This is a genomic window from Mesorhizobium sp. M7A.F.Ce.TU.012.03.2.1 (assembly GCF_004006095.1).
Classification (GTDB): Bacteria; Pseudomonadota; Alphaproteobacteria; order Rhizobiales; family Rhizobiaceae; genus Mesorhizobium.
The window spans coordinates 3,195,078-3,211,929 of sequence record NZ_CP034779.1 but is presented as its reverse complement, the minus strand read 5'-3'; the positions used below and the strand labels follow the sequence as shown (position 1 = coordinate 3,211,929).

The following is a 16,852-nucleotide window of genomic DNA, read 5'->3' as shown; positions in this document are numbered from 1 at the left end:
CCATGAAAGCACTCGCCATCGCCGCCACCGGCATGAATGCCCAGCAGACAAATCTGGAAGTCATCGCCAACAACATCGCCAACATCAACACCACCGGCTACAAGCGCGCCCGTGCCGAATTCTCCGACCTGCTCTATCAGGTCGACCGCACGCAGGGCGTGCCCAACCGCTCCAACGCCTCGCTGGTGCCGGAGGGCGTCTCGATCGGCCTCGGCGTCAAGACGACGGCCGTGCGCAACGTGCACACCCAGGGCGAACTGACCAGCACCGGCAACAGTTTCGACCTGGCGCTGACCGGTAGGGGCTGGTTTCAGATCGAGGGTGCCGACGGCGGCACGCTCTACAGCCGCGCCGGAGCTCTCAACACCAACGCCACCGGCCAACTCGTGACGGTCGACGGCGCTGCCGTCATTCCGGCAATCAATGTTCCCGTGGATGCCGTCGAGGTCATCGTCAACAAGACCGGCCAGGTCTTCGCCCGCATCGACGGCCAGACCGACCTGCAGAACCTCGGTCAGCTTCAGATCGCCAACTTCGCCAACGAGGCCGGCCTGGCGCCGCTCGGCGACAATCTGTTCCAGGAAACCACGGCTTCGGGGCCGGCGAATGTCGGCGTGCCGGGCGATCCCGGCTTTGCCACCATCCAGCAGGGCTATCTCGAAGCCTCCAACGTCGACCCGGTCAAGGAAATCACCGAACTGATCTCGGCGCAGCGCGCTTATGAGATGAACTCCAAGGTCATTCAGGCCGCCGACGACATGGCCTCCGTGGTCTCCAAGAACATCAGGTAACGCATGATGTCGACGCCCGGCCTCCTGTCCGCATTCCGCCGCACCGCGCTCATCCTTGCGCTGGTGACCGGCACGATGCCGGCTTTTGCCCAGGAGTCGGCCAACCAATCGGCCACCCGGATCGCCAGCAATCAAGCTGGCGGCGAGGTGGTGCTTATTCCGAGCCGGGTAATCTATCCCGGCGAGACCATCAACCTGGCTGCCCTGAAACAGGTCACCCTTATCGTCGGCAAGCACAAGCCGGAGGCGGTCGCCACGCGAGCCGAAGAACTGGATGGCAAGGTCGCCAAGCGCACGCTGCTGCCCGGCCGCTACATTCCTTCCACCGCCATCCGCGAGGCCTGGCTGGTCGAACAGGGTGCTTCCGTGCAGATCTTCTTCATCGCCGGCGGGCTGACGATCTCGGCCACCGCCGTGACGCTGCAGCCGGGAGCTGCGGGCGACCTCGTCAAGGTTCGCAACATCGACAGCGGCAAAATCCTGTCCGGCACGGTGATGGCGGACGGAACCATCCAGGTCAGCGCGTCATGATGCGCGGGCTTACCCTGATGCTGGCAGCCGTGCTTGGCCTGCAGCCGGCGCTGGCCGACGGCCTGACGTCGAAGGCCAAGCGCGAGCTCGCCGCCAAGAATGGCGGCGTCTACAGCGATCCCGAATATGATCCGGCCACCACCAGCCGCATGTTCCGGGTTTCGACCGGGCCGAGTTCGCTGCCGCCGGGCCAGGTGGCCGCGCGCATCAAGGACATCGCCCAGTTGCAGAGTTCGCGCGACAATCAGCTCGTCGGCTACGGCCTGGTCATCGGCCTTGCCGGATCGGGCGACAGCCTGCGCAACTCGCCATTCACCGAACAGTCGATCCGCGCGATGCTCGAAAATCTCGGCATCGCCACCGAAGGCGGCAGTGCGCGCGCCAAGAATGTCGCCGCCGTCATCGTCACCGCCAACATGCCGCCCTACGTGCAATCGGGCGCCCGCATCGACATCGACGTCTCCTCGATGGGCGACGCGACCTCGCTTTCCGGCGGCACGCTGATCATGACGCCGCTGAAGGCAGCGGACGGCGAGATCTATGCCGTCGGCCAGGGCTCGGTCATCGTGTCCGGTTTTACCGCCCAGGGACAGGCCGAGCAGCTGACGCAAGGCGTGCCGACCTCCGGCCGCGTGCCGAACGGCGCCATCGTCGAGCGTGCTGTCCAGGCCGAGTTCGACGATCAGGCGGTCCTGACGCTGCAACTGCGCAATCCCGATTTCTCGACCGCTATCCGCATCGCGGACGCCATCAACGACTACACCGGCCAGCGCTTCGGCATGCGGGTGGCGGCCGAGCGCGATTCTCGCACCGTGCAGATCAGAAGGCCGAAGGGTGTCTCGGCGGCGCGCTTCTATGCCGAAATCGAGAATCTGGTGGTCGAATCCGACACGCCGGCCCGTGTCGTGATCGACGAGCGCACCGGCACCATCGTCATCGGCAATGACGTCAAGATCTCACGTGTCGCCATCAGCCACGGCACGCTCACCGTGCGCATCACCGAAGCGCCGCGCATCGTCCAGCCCGAGCCCTTCTCCAAGGGCGAGACCGCCGTCGAACCGTTCACCGCCATCGACGCCAGCCGGCCCGACGCCCGCGTTGCCGTGCTTGACGGACCCGATCTCCAGACCCTCGTTTCCGGCCTCAACCGCCTCGGCGTCAAGCCGGATGGCATCATCGCCATCCTGCAGGGCATCAAGTCGGCCGGGGCTCTGCAGGCCGACCTGGTTCTGCAATAGGCGATGCCGATGACGCGCTCCTTCCCACGCCATGATGGCAGACACCGCAAAGCCGCGATCCTGCTCGCGACCGCTATTCTCGCGACGCTGCCCTTTGCCGGCGACACTGCGCGCGGCGAGGAGACGGTCCGCCAGGTCCTGCCGGGGGCACCGGTGGCAGCGGCGCCGCAGCAATTGACGCGGGAAAAGGCGCCGGACCAAAGCGAGATCGAGCGCTTCTGCTCAAACATCGCCGACGCCGCCCGCGACCGCCGCTATGTCCTGCAGGCGGAGGAACTGAAGCAGCTCCAGGCCGGCATTGACGAGCGCATGAAAGCACTCGATGCAAAGAAAGCTGAATACGAGACCTGGCTGAAGCGACGCGAGGTTTTCCTGGCCCGGGCAGAGGACGGCGTCGTCCAGATCTACGCCGGCATGAAGCCCGACGCCGCCGCCGAGCGGCTGGCCATCGTCAACGCCGATCTGGCTGCGGCCATATTGATGAAGCTCGATTCACGCAAGGCGAGCGTCATCCTCAACGAAATGGACCAGAAGGCGGCGGCGACGCTCACCGGCATTATGGCCAGCGCAGCCCGAAGGGTAGATCCGTCATGATCCGGAAAATGCTTGTCCTGTGCGCGGTCACCGTGCTGTCGGGTTGCGGAACCAACCTCAAGGAGGTCGGCAGGGAGCCGGCTCTGTCCCCGGTCGGCTCCGGCATCGATGGCGGCAGTACCGGCTCCCTCTATCGCTATCCGCAAACGCCGCCCGCGCCAGTCAAGAAATTCTCGTTGTGGGACGACCGCCAGAGCCGGCTGTTCACCGACCCGCGGGCGCTGTCCCAGGGCGACATCCTGACGGTCAAGATCAAGATCAACGATCGGGCCAACTTCAAGAACCAGAACGACAGGAGCCGCACCGCCAGTCGCAAGCTCGGTTACGACCTCAGCGCGCAGTGGGACAAGTGGAGCACCGCCGGCAAGGGCGCTGGGGCTCTCAGCTCCACCACGGACACGACTGCCGACGGCGAGATCAAGCGCTCGGAGACGCTTGAGCTCAATGTCGCGGCGATCGTCACCGATGTGCTGCCCAACGGCAATCTGATGATCACCGGATCGCAGGAAGTGCGCGTCAACGCCGAGCTCAGGGTGCTGACGCTCGCCGGCATCGTGCGGCCGGCCGATATCGGCGCCGAAAACACCATCCCCTACGAACGTATCGCCGAGGCCCGCATCTCCTACGGCGGACGCGGTCGCATCACCGAGGTCCAGCAGCCTGCCTACGGCCAGCAGATTCTCGACCAGGTTCTTCCGTTCTAGGATCGGAGCAGGGCGCCGTGGCAAATATCGAACAGGTTCAGCCACGCAAGGGTCCCTCCCCTGCCATGCAGGCCGGCCTGCTGCTGGTTGTGACGGCGGCCGCCATCGGCATGGGCTGGATGTCCGGCGGCTATCTGAAGGGTGTCGACGCACCGTCGTCGGTACCGGCGGCGCCCGAGAATGAAGGCAAGACGGAGCAGCCGGCTTCTGCCGAGCAGCCAGCCGTGGGGCCTACACTGGTCGTGCTGGCGCCGATCACCACCAACATCGCCTCGCCTGCCGATACCTGGATCAGAATGGAGGTGTCCGTCGTCTATGACGGGCCGCAGCCACAGGCAATGTCGGATGACATCCACCAGGATCTTCTGGCCCTGGTGCGCACCTTGAAGATGCATCAGATCGAGGGCGCCAGCGGCTACCAGCACCTGAAGGCCGATCTCGAGGAACGCGCCTCGATCCGCAGCCAGGGTCACGCCAAGCAGATTCTTATCAGGACATTGCTGCTCGAATGAGAAAGTTCCTTCTCGCCACGGCGATGATCGCGGCCGCAACGTCCGTCGCGGCGGCGCAGCAACTCGATCTCGGCGGAATCGGCAAGGCCGACGGCACTACCGTCGGCTACATCATCCAGATGTTCGGCCTGCTGACCGTGCTGTCGGTGGCGCCGGGCCTGCTGATCATGGTGACGAGCTTCACCCGCTTCGTCATCGCCTTCTCGATCCTGCGCGCCGGCATCGGCCTGCAGTCGACACCGGCAAACCTCATCCTCATTTCGCTATCGCTGTTCATGACGTTCTACGTCATGGCGCCGACCTTCGATCAGGCCTGGAACACCGGCGTCAAGCCGCTGATGGACAACCAGATCACCCAGACCGAAGCCTTCGACAAGATTTCGGACCCGTTCCGAACCTTCATGCTGCGCAATGTGCGTGACAAGGATTTCGACCTCTTCGCCGACCTCGCCCGCGAGCGCGGCCAGACCGTTTCGCGTGACACCGTCGACCTGCGCATCCTGGTGCCGGCCTTCATGATCTCGGAGATCCGGCGCGGTTTCGAGATCGGCTTCCTGATCGTGCTGCCATTCCTGGTCATCGACCTGATCGTGGCCACCATCACCATGGCGATGGGCATGATGATGCTGCCGCCGACAGTGGTGTCGCTGCCGTTCAAGATCCTGTTCTTCGTCCTGATCGACGGCTGGAACCTGCTTGTCGGCAGCCTGGTGCGCTCCTTCAACTGACCCTGCCGCGTCGGCTCGAAATCCCAGCAATATATTTTCGATTAACCGTCCGGTTTAGCCCTTTGGTAGGGACTTGCCCGCATATTCGCTCGCAGATGGCGGGTGATCGATTTGAGAGATCATGGGCATGATGCCGCACCGTCATACCGGTAGATCCGGTATGTAAAAAATACCTGTAAAATCAAGGTACGAGTACCATGTCCAGCATCATGACGAACAGCGCCGCATTGACGGCCCTGCAGAGCCTCAACGCCACCAGCAAATCCCTCACCGACACCCAGGCCCGCATCTCGACCGGCTACAAGGTCTCGCAGGCTTCGGACAACGCCGCCTACTGGTCGATCGCCACCACGATGCGCTCCGACAACCAGGCAATGTCCACCGTTTCGGACGCTCTCGGCCTCGGCGCCTCCAAGGTCGACACAGCCTATACCGGCATGAGTAGCGCGATCGATACCATCAACCAGATCAAGACCAAGCTGGTCGCGTCCTACGGCCAGACGGACGCCTCCAAGGAAAAGACCCAGGTCGAAATCGCCGCCCTTCAGAACCAGTTGAAGGCCTACGCCGATGGCGCCACCTTCTCCGGCACCAACATGCTTTCGGTGTCCACTGCGACAGGCACCGCGGCCGACGTGAAGATTGTTTCGGCCTTCAACCGCGACGCAACCGGCGCGGCTTCGATCTCGACGATCGATGTCAATGTGGAAAGCATCAAGCTGTACGATGCCGGCGCGGCACCAACCGCCAAGGGTATTCTCGACACGGCTCGCCTCGGCACCACGGGCGCTGCTGTTGCCACGGCCTCGAACCCCACCCTGGGTGCTGCCGCAGCGGTTACCGACACCTATTCGGTTGCCTCGCTGACTATCTTTTCGGGTGGCACGGCTGCCAGCGATAGCCAGATCGCGCAGCAGATGAACGTCGTCGACGCCGCGCTCAAGGCCATGACCAACGCCGCCACCACGCTCGGCGCCGCCAAGAGCAGTATCGACCTGCAGAAGACCTTCACCTCGAACCTGATGGACTCCATCGATCGCGGTGTCGGCCAGCTCGTCGATGCCGACATGAACAAGGAATCGACCCGCCTCCAGGCCCTGCAGGTCCAGCAGCAGCTCGGCATCCAGGCGCTGTCGATCGCCAACGGTTCGTCGCAGTCGATCCTGTCGCTCTTCCGCGGCTAATCGCATCCGCCAACTCGCACTAAAATCGGGCCGCGCCAAAAGCGCGGCCCGATTTGCGTTTGCTCGGACCGCGCGCAACGCTCGGTCCTTAACTCTCGAAAGCCCGCGTTTAACAGGCTGTTAACCATGTCCCGCTAATTATGGTTAACCAATAGGTTACAACGGTTGGCGAATCGGCCCTACTGGCACGATACCACGGTTGAAGCAGGCCTATCCGGCATGTCTGAGCATGCCGGCCTTTGAGAAGGAGCGACTTTCTTGGCGAGTATCATGACCAACGCCGCGGCGTTAACCGCGCTTCAAAGCCTCAGCGCCACCAACAAGTCACTCGAGCAGACACAGGCCCGCATATCGACTGGCTACCGTGTCTCGCAAGCCTCGGACAACGCCGCCTATTGGTCGATCGCCACCACGATGCGCTCCGACAACCAGGCCCTGTCGACGGTGCAGGATGCACTCGGCCTCGGCGCCTCGAAAGTCGATACCGCCTACACCGGCATGAACAATGTGCTGACAACGATCGGCCAGATCAAGACCAAGCTGCTTTCGACCGTCGGCCAGACGGACGCGGCCAAGGCAAAGACGCAGACCGAGATTAAGGCGCTTCAGGCGCAGATGAAGTCGTTCGCCGATGCGGCCACCTTTTCAGGCTCGAACTTCCTAGCGGTGACCTCAAAGCAGGTTGCGGCCGCCAATGACGGCGTCCAGCCCGACTCCCAGATCGTGTCCTCATTCAATCGTTCCTCATCCGGCGCCATCTCGATCGGGACGATCGATATCGATGTCGAGAGCACCAAGCTTTTCGACTACGGCCTCGCCGCCGAGGTCAAGAATTACGGAACCCTCGATCGCCAGACGTCCATCTATTCCACGGGCGCCGCCCAGACCCTGTACGACAACGCCTATGCGGGCGTGATCGCGGGCGGAGGAACGGACATCGCCGCGAACACCGCCGGCCAGACGGCGGCGGGAGCGGTCGCCAAGGTCGACAATATCTCCGCCTACAACCTCGATATCACGGCACCAGGCATTACCGACGACATCATCACGCAGATGGTGAACAGGATCGATAACGTCATGGCCCAGCTGACCGACTCCGCCACCATCCTCGGTTCGGCCAAGAGCAGCATCGACCTGCAGAAGACCTTCACCCAGAGTTTGATGGACTCCATCGACCGCGGCGTCGGCCAGCTTGTCGATGCCGACATGAACAAGGAATCGACCCGACTCCAGGCACTGCAGGTTCAGCAGCAGCTCGGCGTTCAAGCGCTGTCGATCGCCAACAGCGCCTCGCAGTCGATCCTGTCTCTGTTCAAGAGCTGATCACGGGCGCCACCGGCGCCGTCCTTTCCATCAGATAATCGGGCCGCGCCGCCAGCGCGGCCCGATTTCATTTTCGCACAAGCTTCGAAGACTAGAGTTCCGGCGGACAATCATGCTGGGAGTCGTTGAACGTGCCGGAACAGATCCAGAGCATCATCTCGAATCTCCGCGGGTTTGGCGTGAAGCGCCTCGCCATGCTGGCGGGCATCGCCGTCCTGGTGATGGGCGTCATCGGCATTGCCTCGGTCTATCTCAACCGCCCCGCTTACGACACGCTCTATGTTGGACTCGACCGCGCCGACGTGAACCAGATCGGCCTGGTGCTGGGCGAAGCCGGCATCGGTTTCGATGTCGGCGCCGATGGAACCTCGGTTCTGGTGCCGGCCGGCACCACCGCTCAGGCCCGCATGCTGCTCGCCGAGAAGGGTCTGCCGACCAGCGCCAATGCCGGCTACGAATTATTCGACAATGTCGGCTCGCTCGGCCTCACCTCCTTCATGCAGCAGATCACCCGTGTGCGCGCGCTGGAAGGCGAGATCGCCCGCACCATCCAATCGATATCGGGCATCAAGGCTGCGCGCGTCCACATCGTCATGTCTGAACGCGCCAATTTCCGCCGCGACGAACAGCAGCCCTCGGCCTCCGTGGTCATCCGCTACGCCGGCATCGACGCCGAGAAGAGCGCCATGTCGATCCGCCATCTCGTCGCCGCCGCCGTTCCCGGCCTGTCGGCAGACAAGGTGACTGTGCTCGATTCCAGCGGCAATCTGCTGGCCGCGGGCGACGATCCTTCCAACACCAGCGCCGCCCGCACGCTCGGCGTCGAGCAGACCGTCGAGGCGCAGATCGGAGACAACATCCGCCGTGCGCTGACGGCCTATCTCGGCCCCGACAATTTCCGCGCCAGCGTCAAGGCCGAGGTCAACACCGACACCCGGCAGACGGAAGAGACCATCTTCGATCCGAATTCCCGCGTCGAACGCTCGGTGCAGTCGGTGCGCGCCAACGAGAACAACAACCAGAAGCAGGCTTCCACTCCGGCCAGCGTCGAGCAGAATCTGCCCGAGACCCAGGCAACCGCCACCGATGGTCCGCAATCCTCCTCGCAGAACGACCGCAGGGAAGAGATCACCAACTACGAGATCAATTCCAAGAAGATCGCCACGGTCTCAAACGGCTACACCGTCACCAAGATGTCGATTGCCGTGGTCGTCAATCAGCAACGGCTGACGGCCATCCTCGGCAAGGACGCCACGCCGGAGCAGATCGCCAAGCGCGTTGCCGAGATCCAGAAGATGGTCACGTCCGCTACCGGCCTTGACGAAAAGCGCGGCGACATCATCGACGTCTCGGCGGTCGAGTTCATCGACGGCCTGGATGGCGAGGCGATCCCGCAGGCGGGAATGCTCGATTCGATCGGCCAGCATGCCGGCACGATGATCAATGCCGGTGCCTTCATCGTCGTGGTGTTCCTGGTCGCCTTCTTCGGCCTGAGGCCGATGGCCGCGGCGCTGACGGCAAAGGCTACTCCGGCCCTGGCAGGTCCCAGCTTCGACGACGTCCAGCGCTCGCTGCCGACGCCGGAGGCAATGGCGGCCACCGACAGTGCCGCGATTGGGGCCTTGCCAGGCACACGCCCAGGCCCCACGCCGCTCGACGATCTTCGCCAGAAGATCCGGCCGGCGCCGCAGGACAGGCTTGCCAGGATGGTCGATCTCAACGAGGAGCGCACCGCGCAGATACTGCGCAAATGGGCTGCCCAGGAAGTGGCGGTGTAAACCATGCCCTCCGTAGCCCTCTTCGACCTTCTGCCTGATTTCGGGACGCGCGCGCAACGTGCCGGCCAGTCCCGGGCAGCAATCGATCCCGAACACAAGCCCGAGACGCCGGCGCCGCAGGCCGATATCGGCACGCTGATCGCCGAGGCGGTCGCCCAGGCGGAGGCAGCGCTGCAGGTCCGCCTGTCGGCTGCGCATGACGCCGCGCTCGAAGCCGAACGCCAGGTCAATGCCGAGGAAGCAAGGATATTTCTCGAAAGCCTCGGCGACGATGTCGGCAAGGCGGTCTCGTTGCGCATCGATGCCATGGAGGCGCGCGTCACCGGACTTGTCGCCGCCACGGTCGCCCGCATCATCGGCGGCATCGTCAGCGACGATCTGCAGAAACGTTCGATCGAGGCATTGGCCGGCGCCATCCGCGAAGCGGTCGGCGATGCCGAAGCGGTGCGCATCGTCGTGCGCGGCCCGCTCTCGATGTTCGAAACGCTGAAGGCGTCGCTCGGACCCGGCGCCGCCAATCTCGATTTTGTCGAGGCGCCAGGCTTCGACCTGACCGTCGCCATCGACGAAGCAGTGTTCGAGACGCGCATGGCCGAATGGTCGACGGTCCTCTCGGAGGTCCTGGCATGAGCGTCGCAGACGCCGACCACGGCCGCCACGAGATCATCATCGTGCGGCGCAGCCATGACGACCATGACGAGGCCCACCATGGCGGCGTCTGGAAGATCGCCTTCGCCGACTTCATGACGGCCATGATGTGCTTCTTCCTGGTCATGTGGCTGATCAACGCCGCGAACGAGCAGACTAAGGCAGCCGTCGCCAGCTACTTCAACCCGGTCAAGCTGGTCGATCGCAATTCGAGCCGCAAGGGCTTGGAGGATCTCGGCGACGGTCCGCGCGCCATGGGGCTGACGGCCGACGATCCGCAAGAGGCGACCAGCAAAGCCGGACAGAACGGCAATGCCGGCGCGGGAGCGTCGGACCACAAGCAGGAGCCGCAGCAGGCGGAACGCTCCGACGACCATCTCTTCGCCGACCCCTACGCGGTGCTTTCGGAAATCGCCGCGGATACCGGCGTCATGCAGAATGTCAGCCAGAAAGGCGACGGCGGCGTGCAGGCTGCCGGCCCGGCTACCGGCGCCTCCGGTGGCGCCTCCTACCGCGATCCCTTCGAGCCGGATTTCTGGTCGCAGCAGGTAGCGGCGCCCGGCGCCGAAGCCAGCGCCGAGCGCACGAAGATCGAGGGCGATCCGGCCAAGCCCGGCGACAAGACCGCCGAAACGAAAGTGCTCAAAGTCAAAGCCGTGCCGCCTGTCGCGGCCTCACCGCTTGAGCCGCTGGCCAAGGACGCGACCGGCAAGCAGGCCGCGAACCCTGCCACGGCAATTGCCGGCGAGACCAAACCGGACGGCACCACGGTCGCCGACGCAGCCAAGGCAGAGCCTGAGGCGCAAAAGGCCGCCAAGCCCGACATCGGCGAGAAGGCGCCAACCGCGGCTGCCGTCAAGGCAGCTGCCGACGTCAAGCGGCAGCTGGCCGATGCCTTCAAGCCCGGCGACAAGCTGCACGACGGCGTCTCGGTCGAAGCCACCGACAAGGGGATCGTCATCTCGATCACCGATCAGCTCGACTTCGGCATGTTCGAGGTCGGCTCGGCATTGCCGAGACGCGAACTGGTGCTGGCGATGGAGAAGATCGGCCGCATCATCAACAGCCAGAAGGGCACCATCAGCATCAACGGCCACACCGATGCCCGGCCGTTCCGCGGCGACAGCTACGACAATTGGCGGCTGTCGACGGCGCGCGCGCATTCCGCCTACTACATGCTCGTGCGCGGCGGCGTCGACGAACGCCGCATCACCGAGGTCGCCGGCTTCGCCGACCGCCAGCCGAAAATAGCAGCCGATCCATTGGCGGCCGCGAACCGTCGCATCGAGATCCTGATGGCGACCGGCGAATGAAGCGAGCGGCCGTCACCCGCCGGTTGATTGGTCTGTTGCTGCTGGCCGGCGGACACCCGTCGGCCGGTTTCGCCCAGGACGCGCTGCAGCCGTATCAGCTGGTGCGCTCGCTGCAACTCATCCAGGACCGCATAGCCGCCGGCGATCATGCCGCCCTGCCGATGCAGGCCAAGCTGCTGGAGATGGCGGATGCGCGCCTGCGGGCGGCGAATGCCGAGGACTACAAGGATCCCAAGAACTTTCGAGCCCTGCTTGTCTACGGCATGAGCGGCGGCAACCCGGTGACCGTCGAAGCGGCCACGTCGCGCGCTACGACGGATCCGCAAAGCCTTGCCATCGCCAAAGGCGTGATTGATTACCTCAACGGCCGGCCCGGCGAGGCTATCGAAGCCTTGAGGCCGATCGATCCCATGGCGCTGCCTCCGGATCTCGGCGCCTTCCTCGCTTTGGTCAAAGGCTCACTGCTTGCCGGTGATCAGCCGGCGACCGCACTCCGTCTGCTCGACGAGGCAAGATTGCTCAGCCCCGGCACGCTGGTCGAGGAAGCGGCACTTCGCCGTTCGGTCGGCCTTGCAGTCGCGCAAGGCGACGCGGCACGCTTCGCCCTTGCTTCCACCCAATATGTCGAGCGCTACCTCTATTCGCCCTATGCCAGCCAGTTCGCCGACTCCTTCGTCTCCGGCGTCATCGCGCTGCACATGTCGATCAGCCAGGACAAGCTGGGCGACATCACCTCGATGATGGATCCCGAGCGCGAGAAGGTGATCTATCTGCGCATCGCCCGCCGGGCCGCGATAGACGGCCTGAATGACCTATCGGCCTTCGCTTCGGCGCGGGCGGAACAGGGCCGCGACGGCAACACCAATCAGGACGATCCACGCGCCCTGCTCTATGCCAGCCTTTCCACCGTCACCTCGGGGACAATCGAGGACGTTCGTGCCAAGCTCGGCAAGATCGACCGCAGCCGGCTGTCGGAGGGCGACCGCGCTTTGCTCGACGCCGCGCAGGCCATTGCCGGCGAGGTCGTCGCGCCGCCCACCGCCCTTCCGGCGGAAAAGCCTGCCCCAGTTCCTGCCGCCGCGGCGCAGCCGGTGCCCGAGATCGCCACGGTGCAAGGCGCCGATGACAGTGGCCTGCCACCGGTCGAAGGCGCCATCTCGGAGCAACCCGCCGTCACCGCGGCCTCCGGCGGACCAGCCGCCAATGCGCCGGACAGGGCAGCAGCGGCATCCCCCGACCCTGCGACTGTCATGCCAGCGTCGGTACCGTCACCCGCAGCCGGTCCAGAGCCCGCCGATCCGACCGACGCCGCCATGACCAGAACACGTCGACAGCTCGACCTGATCGACCAGATGCTTGGAGCCGCCCCCAAATGACCACCAGCCTCGGCTCGGCTTTGCCAGGATTTGCCTCCACGCGCGCGACGTCGGAGCAGCCGGCCGCGAACGGCAGGAACGATGACGCCGGCTTCGGCAAGATGCTGCGCGACGATGCCGGTGCTGCCCGCCCGGAACGGCAGCCGTCGACAGAGGCGGGATCGCGCGACCAGCACTGGAGCAAGCTCGCTGCCGGCCTTGCCGGGCATGACGCCAAGGCCGAACCAGCATCGGCCGAGCCCGCAAGGACCATCTCGGCCAAAGTGGCAAACGTGAAAGCCGGCAAGGACGATTTGGAAGCAAACGCGAAGGCCCACGCTGAAGAGACGGCGCCGGACGCCGAGCCGCTTCAGGACGACCTGCCGCTGCTGATCGCGTTTCATGACCTGCGGCATTTCTCGACAACGGCCAAGGCAGCCGGGGGCAATACGATGACCGGCGAGAATCCGTCGGACCCGGCGCTCGATGGGCAGGCTTCACTGCCAAAGACCTACCGGCCAAAATCCGCAGGCGGACGCGAAGCACTCGAAACCATGCCGAAGCCGGAGCAGGCGTCGATCGTCGACGGACCTTTGACGGCGCTTGACGGTCAGTCACTGAGCGCTGCCTCCAGCGCGCCAAAACGCGACGCCGCGGCGGCGGCCCAGAAGCTGCCGGACGCACCGGCCGCCGATGTGCCCGGCGTGCGGTCGAAGCACGCCGCGAATGCGATGAAGAGCATCGAGGATGTCCAGTCCTCGATGCGTCCAGAAGCGGGAAAACAGTCGCTGTCCACTGCGCGCATCGACGTCGTCTCGGAACGGAGCTTCCCCGCACCGCCGCAGAGTCCCATCAGCCAGGCAGCCCTCAATGTGATCAACGCCATAGCCGCCGACGCCGGGCCGCAAAAGGCGCTTTCAGCCTCACCCACGTCCGCCCATCTGGCCAGCTCTGTTGCCGTTCCGACACATGTGTTGAAGATCGAACTCCACCCCGCCGAACTCGGCATGGTGACGGCCAATCTTCGCCTCTCCGGGGAACAACTTTCGATTGAGCTGAAGCCTGAAACGCACGACGCTTATCGTCGGCTGTCGGCCGACAGCGAGGCCATCGTCAAGTCGCTGCGGGGGCTCGGCTTCGAGGTTGACAAGGTCACGATACTGCAACCTTCGGTAGCAGTTCCCGCTACAACCCGGGCGGATGCAACCGCTCCTATGGCGGCGGCGACAGGCCGCGATCCAGCATCCTTTCAACCGGGGAATTCGGGCAGCGGCAATGGTGGAGCCGGCGGCCAGCAACCGGGCCAGCAATCCTCAGGGAAACGCAACGATGACGCGCAGGACTACGGCCGCGGCACTTCGCCTGCTCGCGAGCGCGCTGGCGGCGATATCTTTATCTAGCGCGGCAAACGCCGCCGCAGCCGCGGCCAATCCCTGCGAGCCGGAGATCCTGCGCGCCGCCGATCGTTATGGCGTGCCCGCCGGCATCCTCTATGCCGTTGGCCTGACGGAGACTGGAAACAAGGGCAGCCTTCAACCCAATGCCTTGAATATAGAAGGAAAAGCAGTCTTTCCGAGGAGCCGAACCGAGGCCCTTGCCGCCTTCGCCAATGCCCGGCGCGAGGGCAAGACCCTGATCGATCTGGGCTGCATGCAGATCAATCACCACTACCACGCATCGCATTTTCGCAGCGTCGAGGACATGCTCGACCCACGCCAGAACGTCGACTATGCGGCGCGCTTCCTGGCCAGCCTTCATGCCCGTCACGAGACCTGGTCTATGGCCGTGGCCCGCTATCATGCCGGTCCCGACAACGACCCGGCGCAGAAGATCTATGTCTGCCGCGTCATTGCCAACATGGTCGCCACCGGCTTTGGAAAATGGACCGCGAACGCCCGCGGCTTCTGCAACCCGTAAGCGCATTTCCCGTTACTAATAGACCAACCGTACAACCCGAATTGTCGGTTTGACTTGGTCAGAACTTGCCGCCGAAAGCACATCTGGCCGCCCGCTAATGCAACCGAAACGATTCCAGACTCCCAAGAAACTAGCTACAAGAAATGACGGTTGTTCAGGATTCCCGCCAGCGGATACGCCTCTCTTCACGGGGCAAATGATTTGATTCGGAAGGCGGGGCCGATGATTGTGATCGTTGACGAGCGCGAGCTCGTAACAGAGGGATACAATTCACTTTTCGATCGTGAGGGCATCGCCTGTGCAGGCTTTGCGTCCGGCGAATTCGGTGAGTGGGTGAACTCTGCCGCGGACACCGATCTGCGCTCGGTCCGGGCCTTCCTCATCGGCGACTGCCGTGAAGGCTCCATCTCTCCGCGCCAGATCCGCGACCGCACCGGCGCCCCGGTGATTGCGCTCAGCGAACAGCATTCGCTGGAGAACACGCTCCGGTTGTTCGAGAGCGGCGTCGACGACGTCATTCGCAAGCCCGTCCATATCCGCGAGATCCTGGCCCGCATCACCGCCATCCGCCGCCGCGCCCAGGAAGACGTCGCCTACACCGAGATCGGCGCCATGCGCATCTTCATGGATGGCCGCGACCCCGAGATCGACGGTCAGCCCCTCCCCCTGCCGCGCCGTGAACGCCGCATCCTCGAATATCTGGCGAGCAATCGCGGGCGCCGTGTCACCAAGACCCAGGTTTTCAACGCCATCTACGGCATCTTCGACGAAGAGGTCGAGGAGAACGTGGTGGAAAGCCACATCAGCAAACTGCGCAAGAAGCTGCGCGAGAAGCTGGGCACCGACCCGATCGATTCCAAGCGTTTCCTCGGCTACCGGCTCGTCTTCTGATGCAGCGCCGCGCCAGCCTCGCGCAAGAAAACATGCGTAGCCTCGTAGCCAGCAGCATGGACACAGCGGAGACGTTTCGATGAGCCTCTACGGAATGATGCGGACCGGCGTTTCCGGCATGAACGCCCAGGCAAACCGCCTATCGACGGTCGCCGACAACATCGCCAATTCCGACACCACCGGCTACAAGCGCTCCTCCGCCGAATTCTCGACGCTGGTCATGCCGTCGACCGGCGGTGCCTACAATTCTGGCGGCGTCACCACGACGATCCGCCAGGCGGTCAGCGATCCGGGTGTGCTTCAGTACACGACCTCGGTTTCCGACCTTGCCGTCAGCGGCGATGGCTTCTTTGTCGTCCAGGATCCGAGCGGCACCCCCTACCTGACCCGGGCCGGCGCTTTCGTTCCCGACGGTCAGGGCAGACTGGTCAACTCGGCCGGCTTCCAGCTGATGGCGTACAGCTACGACAACGGCGTACCGGCAGCGACGGTCAATGGCTTCGAGGGGTTGGTCCCGGTTGTCATCTCCGACCAGGGAATGACCGCAACGCCGAGCACCGAGGGCAGCTATGCCGGCAACCTGCCGGCCGGCGCGACACCGGTCGCGACCGCCAACCTGCCCGCCGCCAACGCTGCGACCGCGCAATACACGTCGAAATCCTCGATGGTCGCCTACGACAATCTCGGCAACAAAAAGCTGCTCGACGTCTATTTCACCAACACCGGCGCCGGCACCTGGCAGGTGGCGGTCTTCGATCAGTCGAAGGCCACCGCTGGAACATCGTTCCCCTACACCGCTGGCGGCTTGCTGGGCTCGGCCAACCTGACCTTCGACACCACCACCGGCAAGCTCACCGGCACGCCCACCGGCGTTTCATTTACCGTGCCGAACGGCGCCACCCTCAATCTCGATCTGTCTGCGCTGACCCAGCTTGGCGCCGGCTTCACGGTTTCCGATGCCCAGGTCAACGGCAACGCGCCGAGCACCATCGACAAGGTCCAGATCAGCAAGGACGGCACCATCTACGCACAGTACAAGGACGGTTCGACCAAGCCGCTCTACAAGATTCCGCTGGCCGACGTGCAGAGCCCGGACCAGCTCACCGCGCTGCCCGGCAACGTCTATTCGCAGGGCACCGAGTCCGGCGCGGTTCGTGTCGGCTTTGCCAATGAAGGCAAACTCGGCTCCATCATCTCCGGCGCGCTCGAGAATTCCAACGTCGACATCGCCGAAGAACTGACCAACATGATCGCGGCGCAGCGCAGCTACACCGCCAATTCGAAAGTCTTCCAGACCGGTTCCGATCTGATGGACGTCCTTGTCAACCTGAAGAGATAAGACGGG

At 64.2% G+C, this 16,852-nt stretch carries 17 protein-coding genes; all 17 read left to right on the top strand.

What is annotated here, in order from left to right:
* Positions 1-2 precede the first annotated feature (2 nt).
* Positions 3-791, top strand: a complete 789-nt coding sequence (flgG, locus tag EJ079_RS15510; protein ID WP_013529795.1) for a flagellar basal-body rod protein FlgG — start codon at positions 3-5, stop codon at positions 789-791.
* A 3-nt stretch (positions 792-794) separates the two neighbouring features.
* Positions 795-1,322: a flagellar basal body P-ring formation chaperone FlgA gene (flgA, locus tag EJ079_RS15505; protein ID WP_127397192.1), complete on the top strand. Its 528-nt coding sequence runs from the start codon at positions 795-797 to the stop codon at positions 1,320-1,322.
* Positions 1,319-2,560, top strand: a complete 1,242-nt coding sequence (locus EJ079_RS15500) for a flagellar basal body P-ring protein FlgI (RefSeq protein ID WP_127809423.1) — start codon at positions 1,319-1,321, stop codon at positions 2,558-2,560. Before flgA ends, EJ079_RS15500 begins: the two co-directional genes overlap by 4 nt.
* Positions 2,561-2,563: 3 nt before the next feature.
* Complete coding sequence (locus EJ079_RS15495) at positions 2,564-3,154, top strand: MotE family protein (protein WP_164873795.1); 591 nt, start codon at positions 2,564-2,566, stop codon at positions 3,152-3,154.
* Positions 3,151-3,858, top strand: a complete 708-nt coding sequence (gene flgH / locus EJ079_RS15490; RefSeq protein ID WP_127809421.1) for a flagellar basal body L-ring protein FlgH — start codon at positions 3,151-3,153, stop codon at positions 3,856-3,858. The genes EJ079_RS15495 and flgH overlap by 4 nt, the downstream gene beginning before the upstream one ends.
* A 17-nt stretch (positions 3,859-3,875) precedes the next feature.
* A complete protein-coding gene (locus tag EJ079_RS15485) occupies positions 3,876-4,370 on the top strand; it encodes a flagellar basal body-associated FliL family protein (RefSeq protein WP_127809420.1) in 495 nt (164 codons plus the stop codon).
* On the top strand, positions 4,367-5,098 hold the full coding sequence (fliP, locus tag EJ079_RS15480; protein ID WP_023810007.1) for a flagellar type III secretion system pore protein FliP: 732 nt from the start codon (positions 4,367-4,369) through the stop codon (positions 5,096-5,098). Before EJ079_RS15485 ends, fliP begins: the two co-directional genes overlap by 4 nt.
* A gap of 197 nt (positions 5,099-5,295) precedes the next feature.
* Positions 5,296-6,282 carry a flagellin gene (locus EJ079_RS15475; RefSeq protein WP_127809419.1) on the top strand — a complete coding sequence of 329 codons (987 nt, stop codon included), beginning with the start codon at positions 5,296-5,298 and terminating at the stop codon, positions 6,280-6,282.
* 258 nt (positions 6,283-6,540) lie between these two features.
* Positions 6,541-7,605 (top strand): flagellin, encoded by a 1,065-nt coding sequence (locus tag EJ079_RS15470; RefSeq protein ID WP_127270046.1) that lies wholly within the window; start codon positions 6,541-6,543, stop codon positions 7,603-7,605.
* Between the two features lie 131 nt (positions 7,606-7,736).
* Positions 7,737-9,383 carry a flagellar basal-body MS-ring/collar protein FliF gene (fliF, locus tag EJ079_RS15465; RefSeq protein WP_127397375.1) on the top strand — a complete coding sequence of 549 codons (1,647 nt, stop codon included), beginning with the start codon at positions 7,737-7,739 and terminating at the stop codon, positions 9,381-9,383.
* A gap of 3 nt (positions 9,384-9,386) precedes the next feature.
* The gene (locus EJ079_RS15460; RefSeq protein WP_127809418.1) at positions 9,387-10,013 is read left to right on the top strand and encodes a hypothetical protein; all 627 of its coding nucleotides are present in this window, start codon (positions 9,387-9,389) and stop codon (positions 10,011-10,013) included.
* Positions 10,010-11,344 (top strand): MotB family protein, encoded by a 1,335-nt coding sequence (locus tag EJ079_RS15455; RefSeq protein WP_127809417.1) that lies wholly within the window; start codon positions 10,010-10,012, stop codon positions 11,342-11,344. Before EJ079_RS15460 ends, EJ079_RS15455 begins: the two co-directional genes overlap by 4 nt.
* Complete coding sequence (locus EJ079_RS15450; RefSeq protein WP_127809416.1) at positions 11,341-12,720, top strand: chemotaxis protein MotC; 1,380 nt, start codon at positions 11,341-11,343, stop codon at positions 12,718-12,720. Before EJ079_RS15455 ends, EJ079_RS15450 begins: the two co-directional genes overlap by 4 nt.
* The gene (locus EJ079_RS15445; protein WP_127398111.1) at positions 12,717-14,099 is read left to right on the top strand and encodes a flagellar hook-length control protein FliK; all 1,383 of its coding nucleotides are present in this window, start codon (positions 12,717-12,719) and stop codon (positions 14,097-14,099) included. Before EJ079_RS15450 ends, EJ079_RS15445 begins: the two co-directional genes overlap by 4 nt.
* Positions 14,029-14,616, top strand: a complete 588-nt coding sequence (locus tag EJ079_RS15440) for a transglycosylase SLT domain-containing protein (RefSeq protein WP_050592657.1) — start codon at positions 14,029-14,031, stop codon at positions 14,614-14,616. Before EJ079_RS15445 ends, EJ079_RS15440 begins: the two co-directional genes overlap by 71 nt.
* Positions 14,617-14,838: 222 nt before the next feature.
* On the top strand, positions 14,839-15,507 hold the full coding sequence (locus EJ079_RS15435) for a response regulator transcription factor (RefSeq protein WP_013529780.1): 669 nt from the start codon (positions 14,839-14,841) through the stop codon (positions 15,505-15,507).
* 79 nt (positions 15,508-15,586) lie between these two features.
* Positions 15,587-16,846: a flagellar hook protein FlgE gene (locus EJ079_RS15430; protein WP_127322241.1), complete on the top strand. Its 1,260-nt coding sequence runs from the start codon at positions 15,587-15,589 to the stop codon at positions 16,844-16,846.
* Positions 16,847-16,852: the final 6 nt, after the last annotated feature.

Coding starts and splice junctions, on each gene's coding strand:
- EJ079_RS15450 (WP_127809416.1), top strand. CDS start 11,341: ATGAAGCGAGCGGCCGTCACCCGCCGGTTGATTGGTCTGTTGCTGCTG.
- flgG (WP_013529795.1), top strand. CDS start 3: ATGAAAGCACTCGCCATCGCCGCCACCGGCATGAATGCCCAGCAGACA.
- EJ079_RS15475 (WP_127809419.1), top strand. CDS start 5,296: ATGTCCAGCATCATGACGAACAGCGCCGCATTGACGGCCCTGCAGAGC.
- EJ079_RS15430 (WP_127322241.1), top strand. CDS start 15,587: ATGAGCCTCTACGGAATGATGCGGACCGGCGTTTCCGGCATGAACGCC.
- EJ079_RS15445 (WP_127398111.1), top strand. CDS start 12,717: ATGACCACCAGCCTCGGCTCGGCTTTGCCAGGATTTGCCTCCACGCGC.
- EJ079_RS15460 (WP_127809418.1), top strand. CDS start 9,387: ATGCCCTCCGTAGCCCTCTTCGACCTTCTGCCTGATTTCGGGACGCGC.
- EJ079_RS15495 (WP_164873795.1), top strand. CDS start 2,564: ATGCCGATGACGCGCTCCTTCCCACGCCATGATGGCAGACACCGCAAA.
- EJ079_RS15435 (WP_013529780.1), top strand. CDS start 14,839: ATGATTGTGATCGTTGACGAGCGCGAGCTCGTAACAGAGGGATACAAT.
- flgA (WP_127397192.1), top strand. CDS start 795: ATGATGTCGACGCCCGGCCTCCTGTCCGCATTCCGCCGCACCGCGCTC.
- EJ079_RS15440 (WP_050592657.1), top strand. CDS start 14,029: ATGACGCGCAGGACTACGGCCGCGGCACTTCGCCTGCTCGCGAGCGCG.
- flgH (WP_127809421.1), top strand. CDS start 3,151: ATGATCCGGAAAATGCTTGTCCTGTGCGCGGTCACCGTGCTGTCGGGT.
- fliP (WP_023810007.1), top strand. CDS start 4,367: ATGAGAAAGTTCCTTCTCGCCACGGCGATGATCGCGGCCGCAACGTCC.
- EJ079_RS15500 (WP_127809423.1), top strand. CDS start 1,319: ATGATGCGCGGGCTTACCCTGATGCTGGCAGCCGTGCTTGGCCTGCAG.
- EJ079_RS15455 (WP_127809417.1), top strand. CDS start 10,010: ATGAGCGTCGCAGACGCCGACCACGGCCGCCACGAGATCATCATCGTG.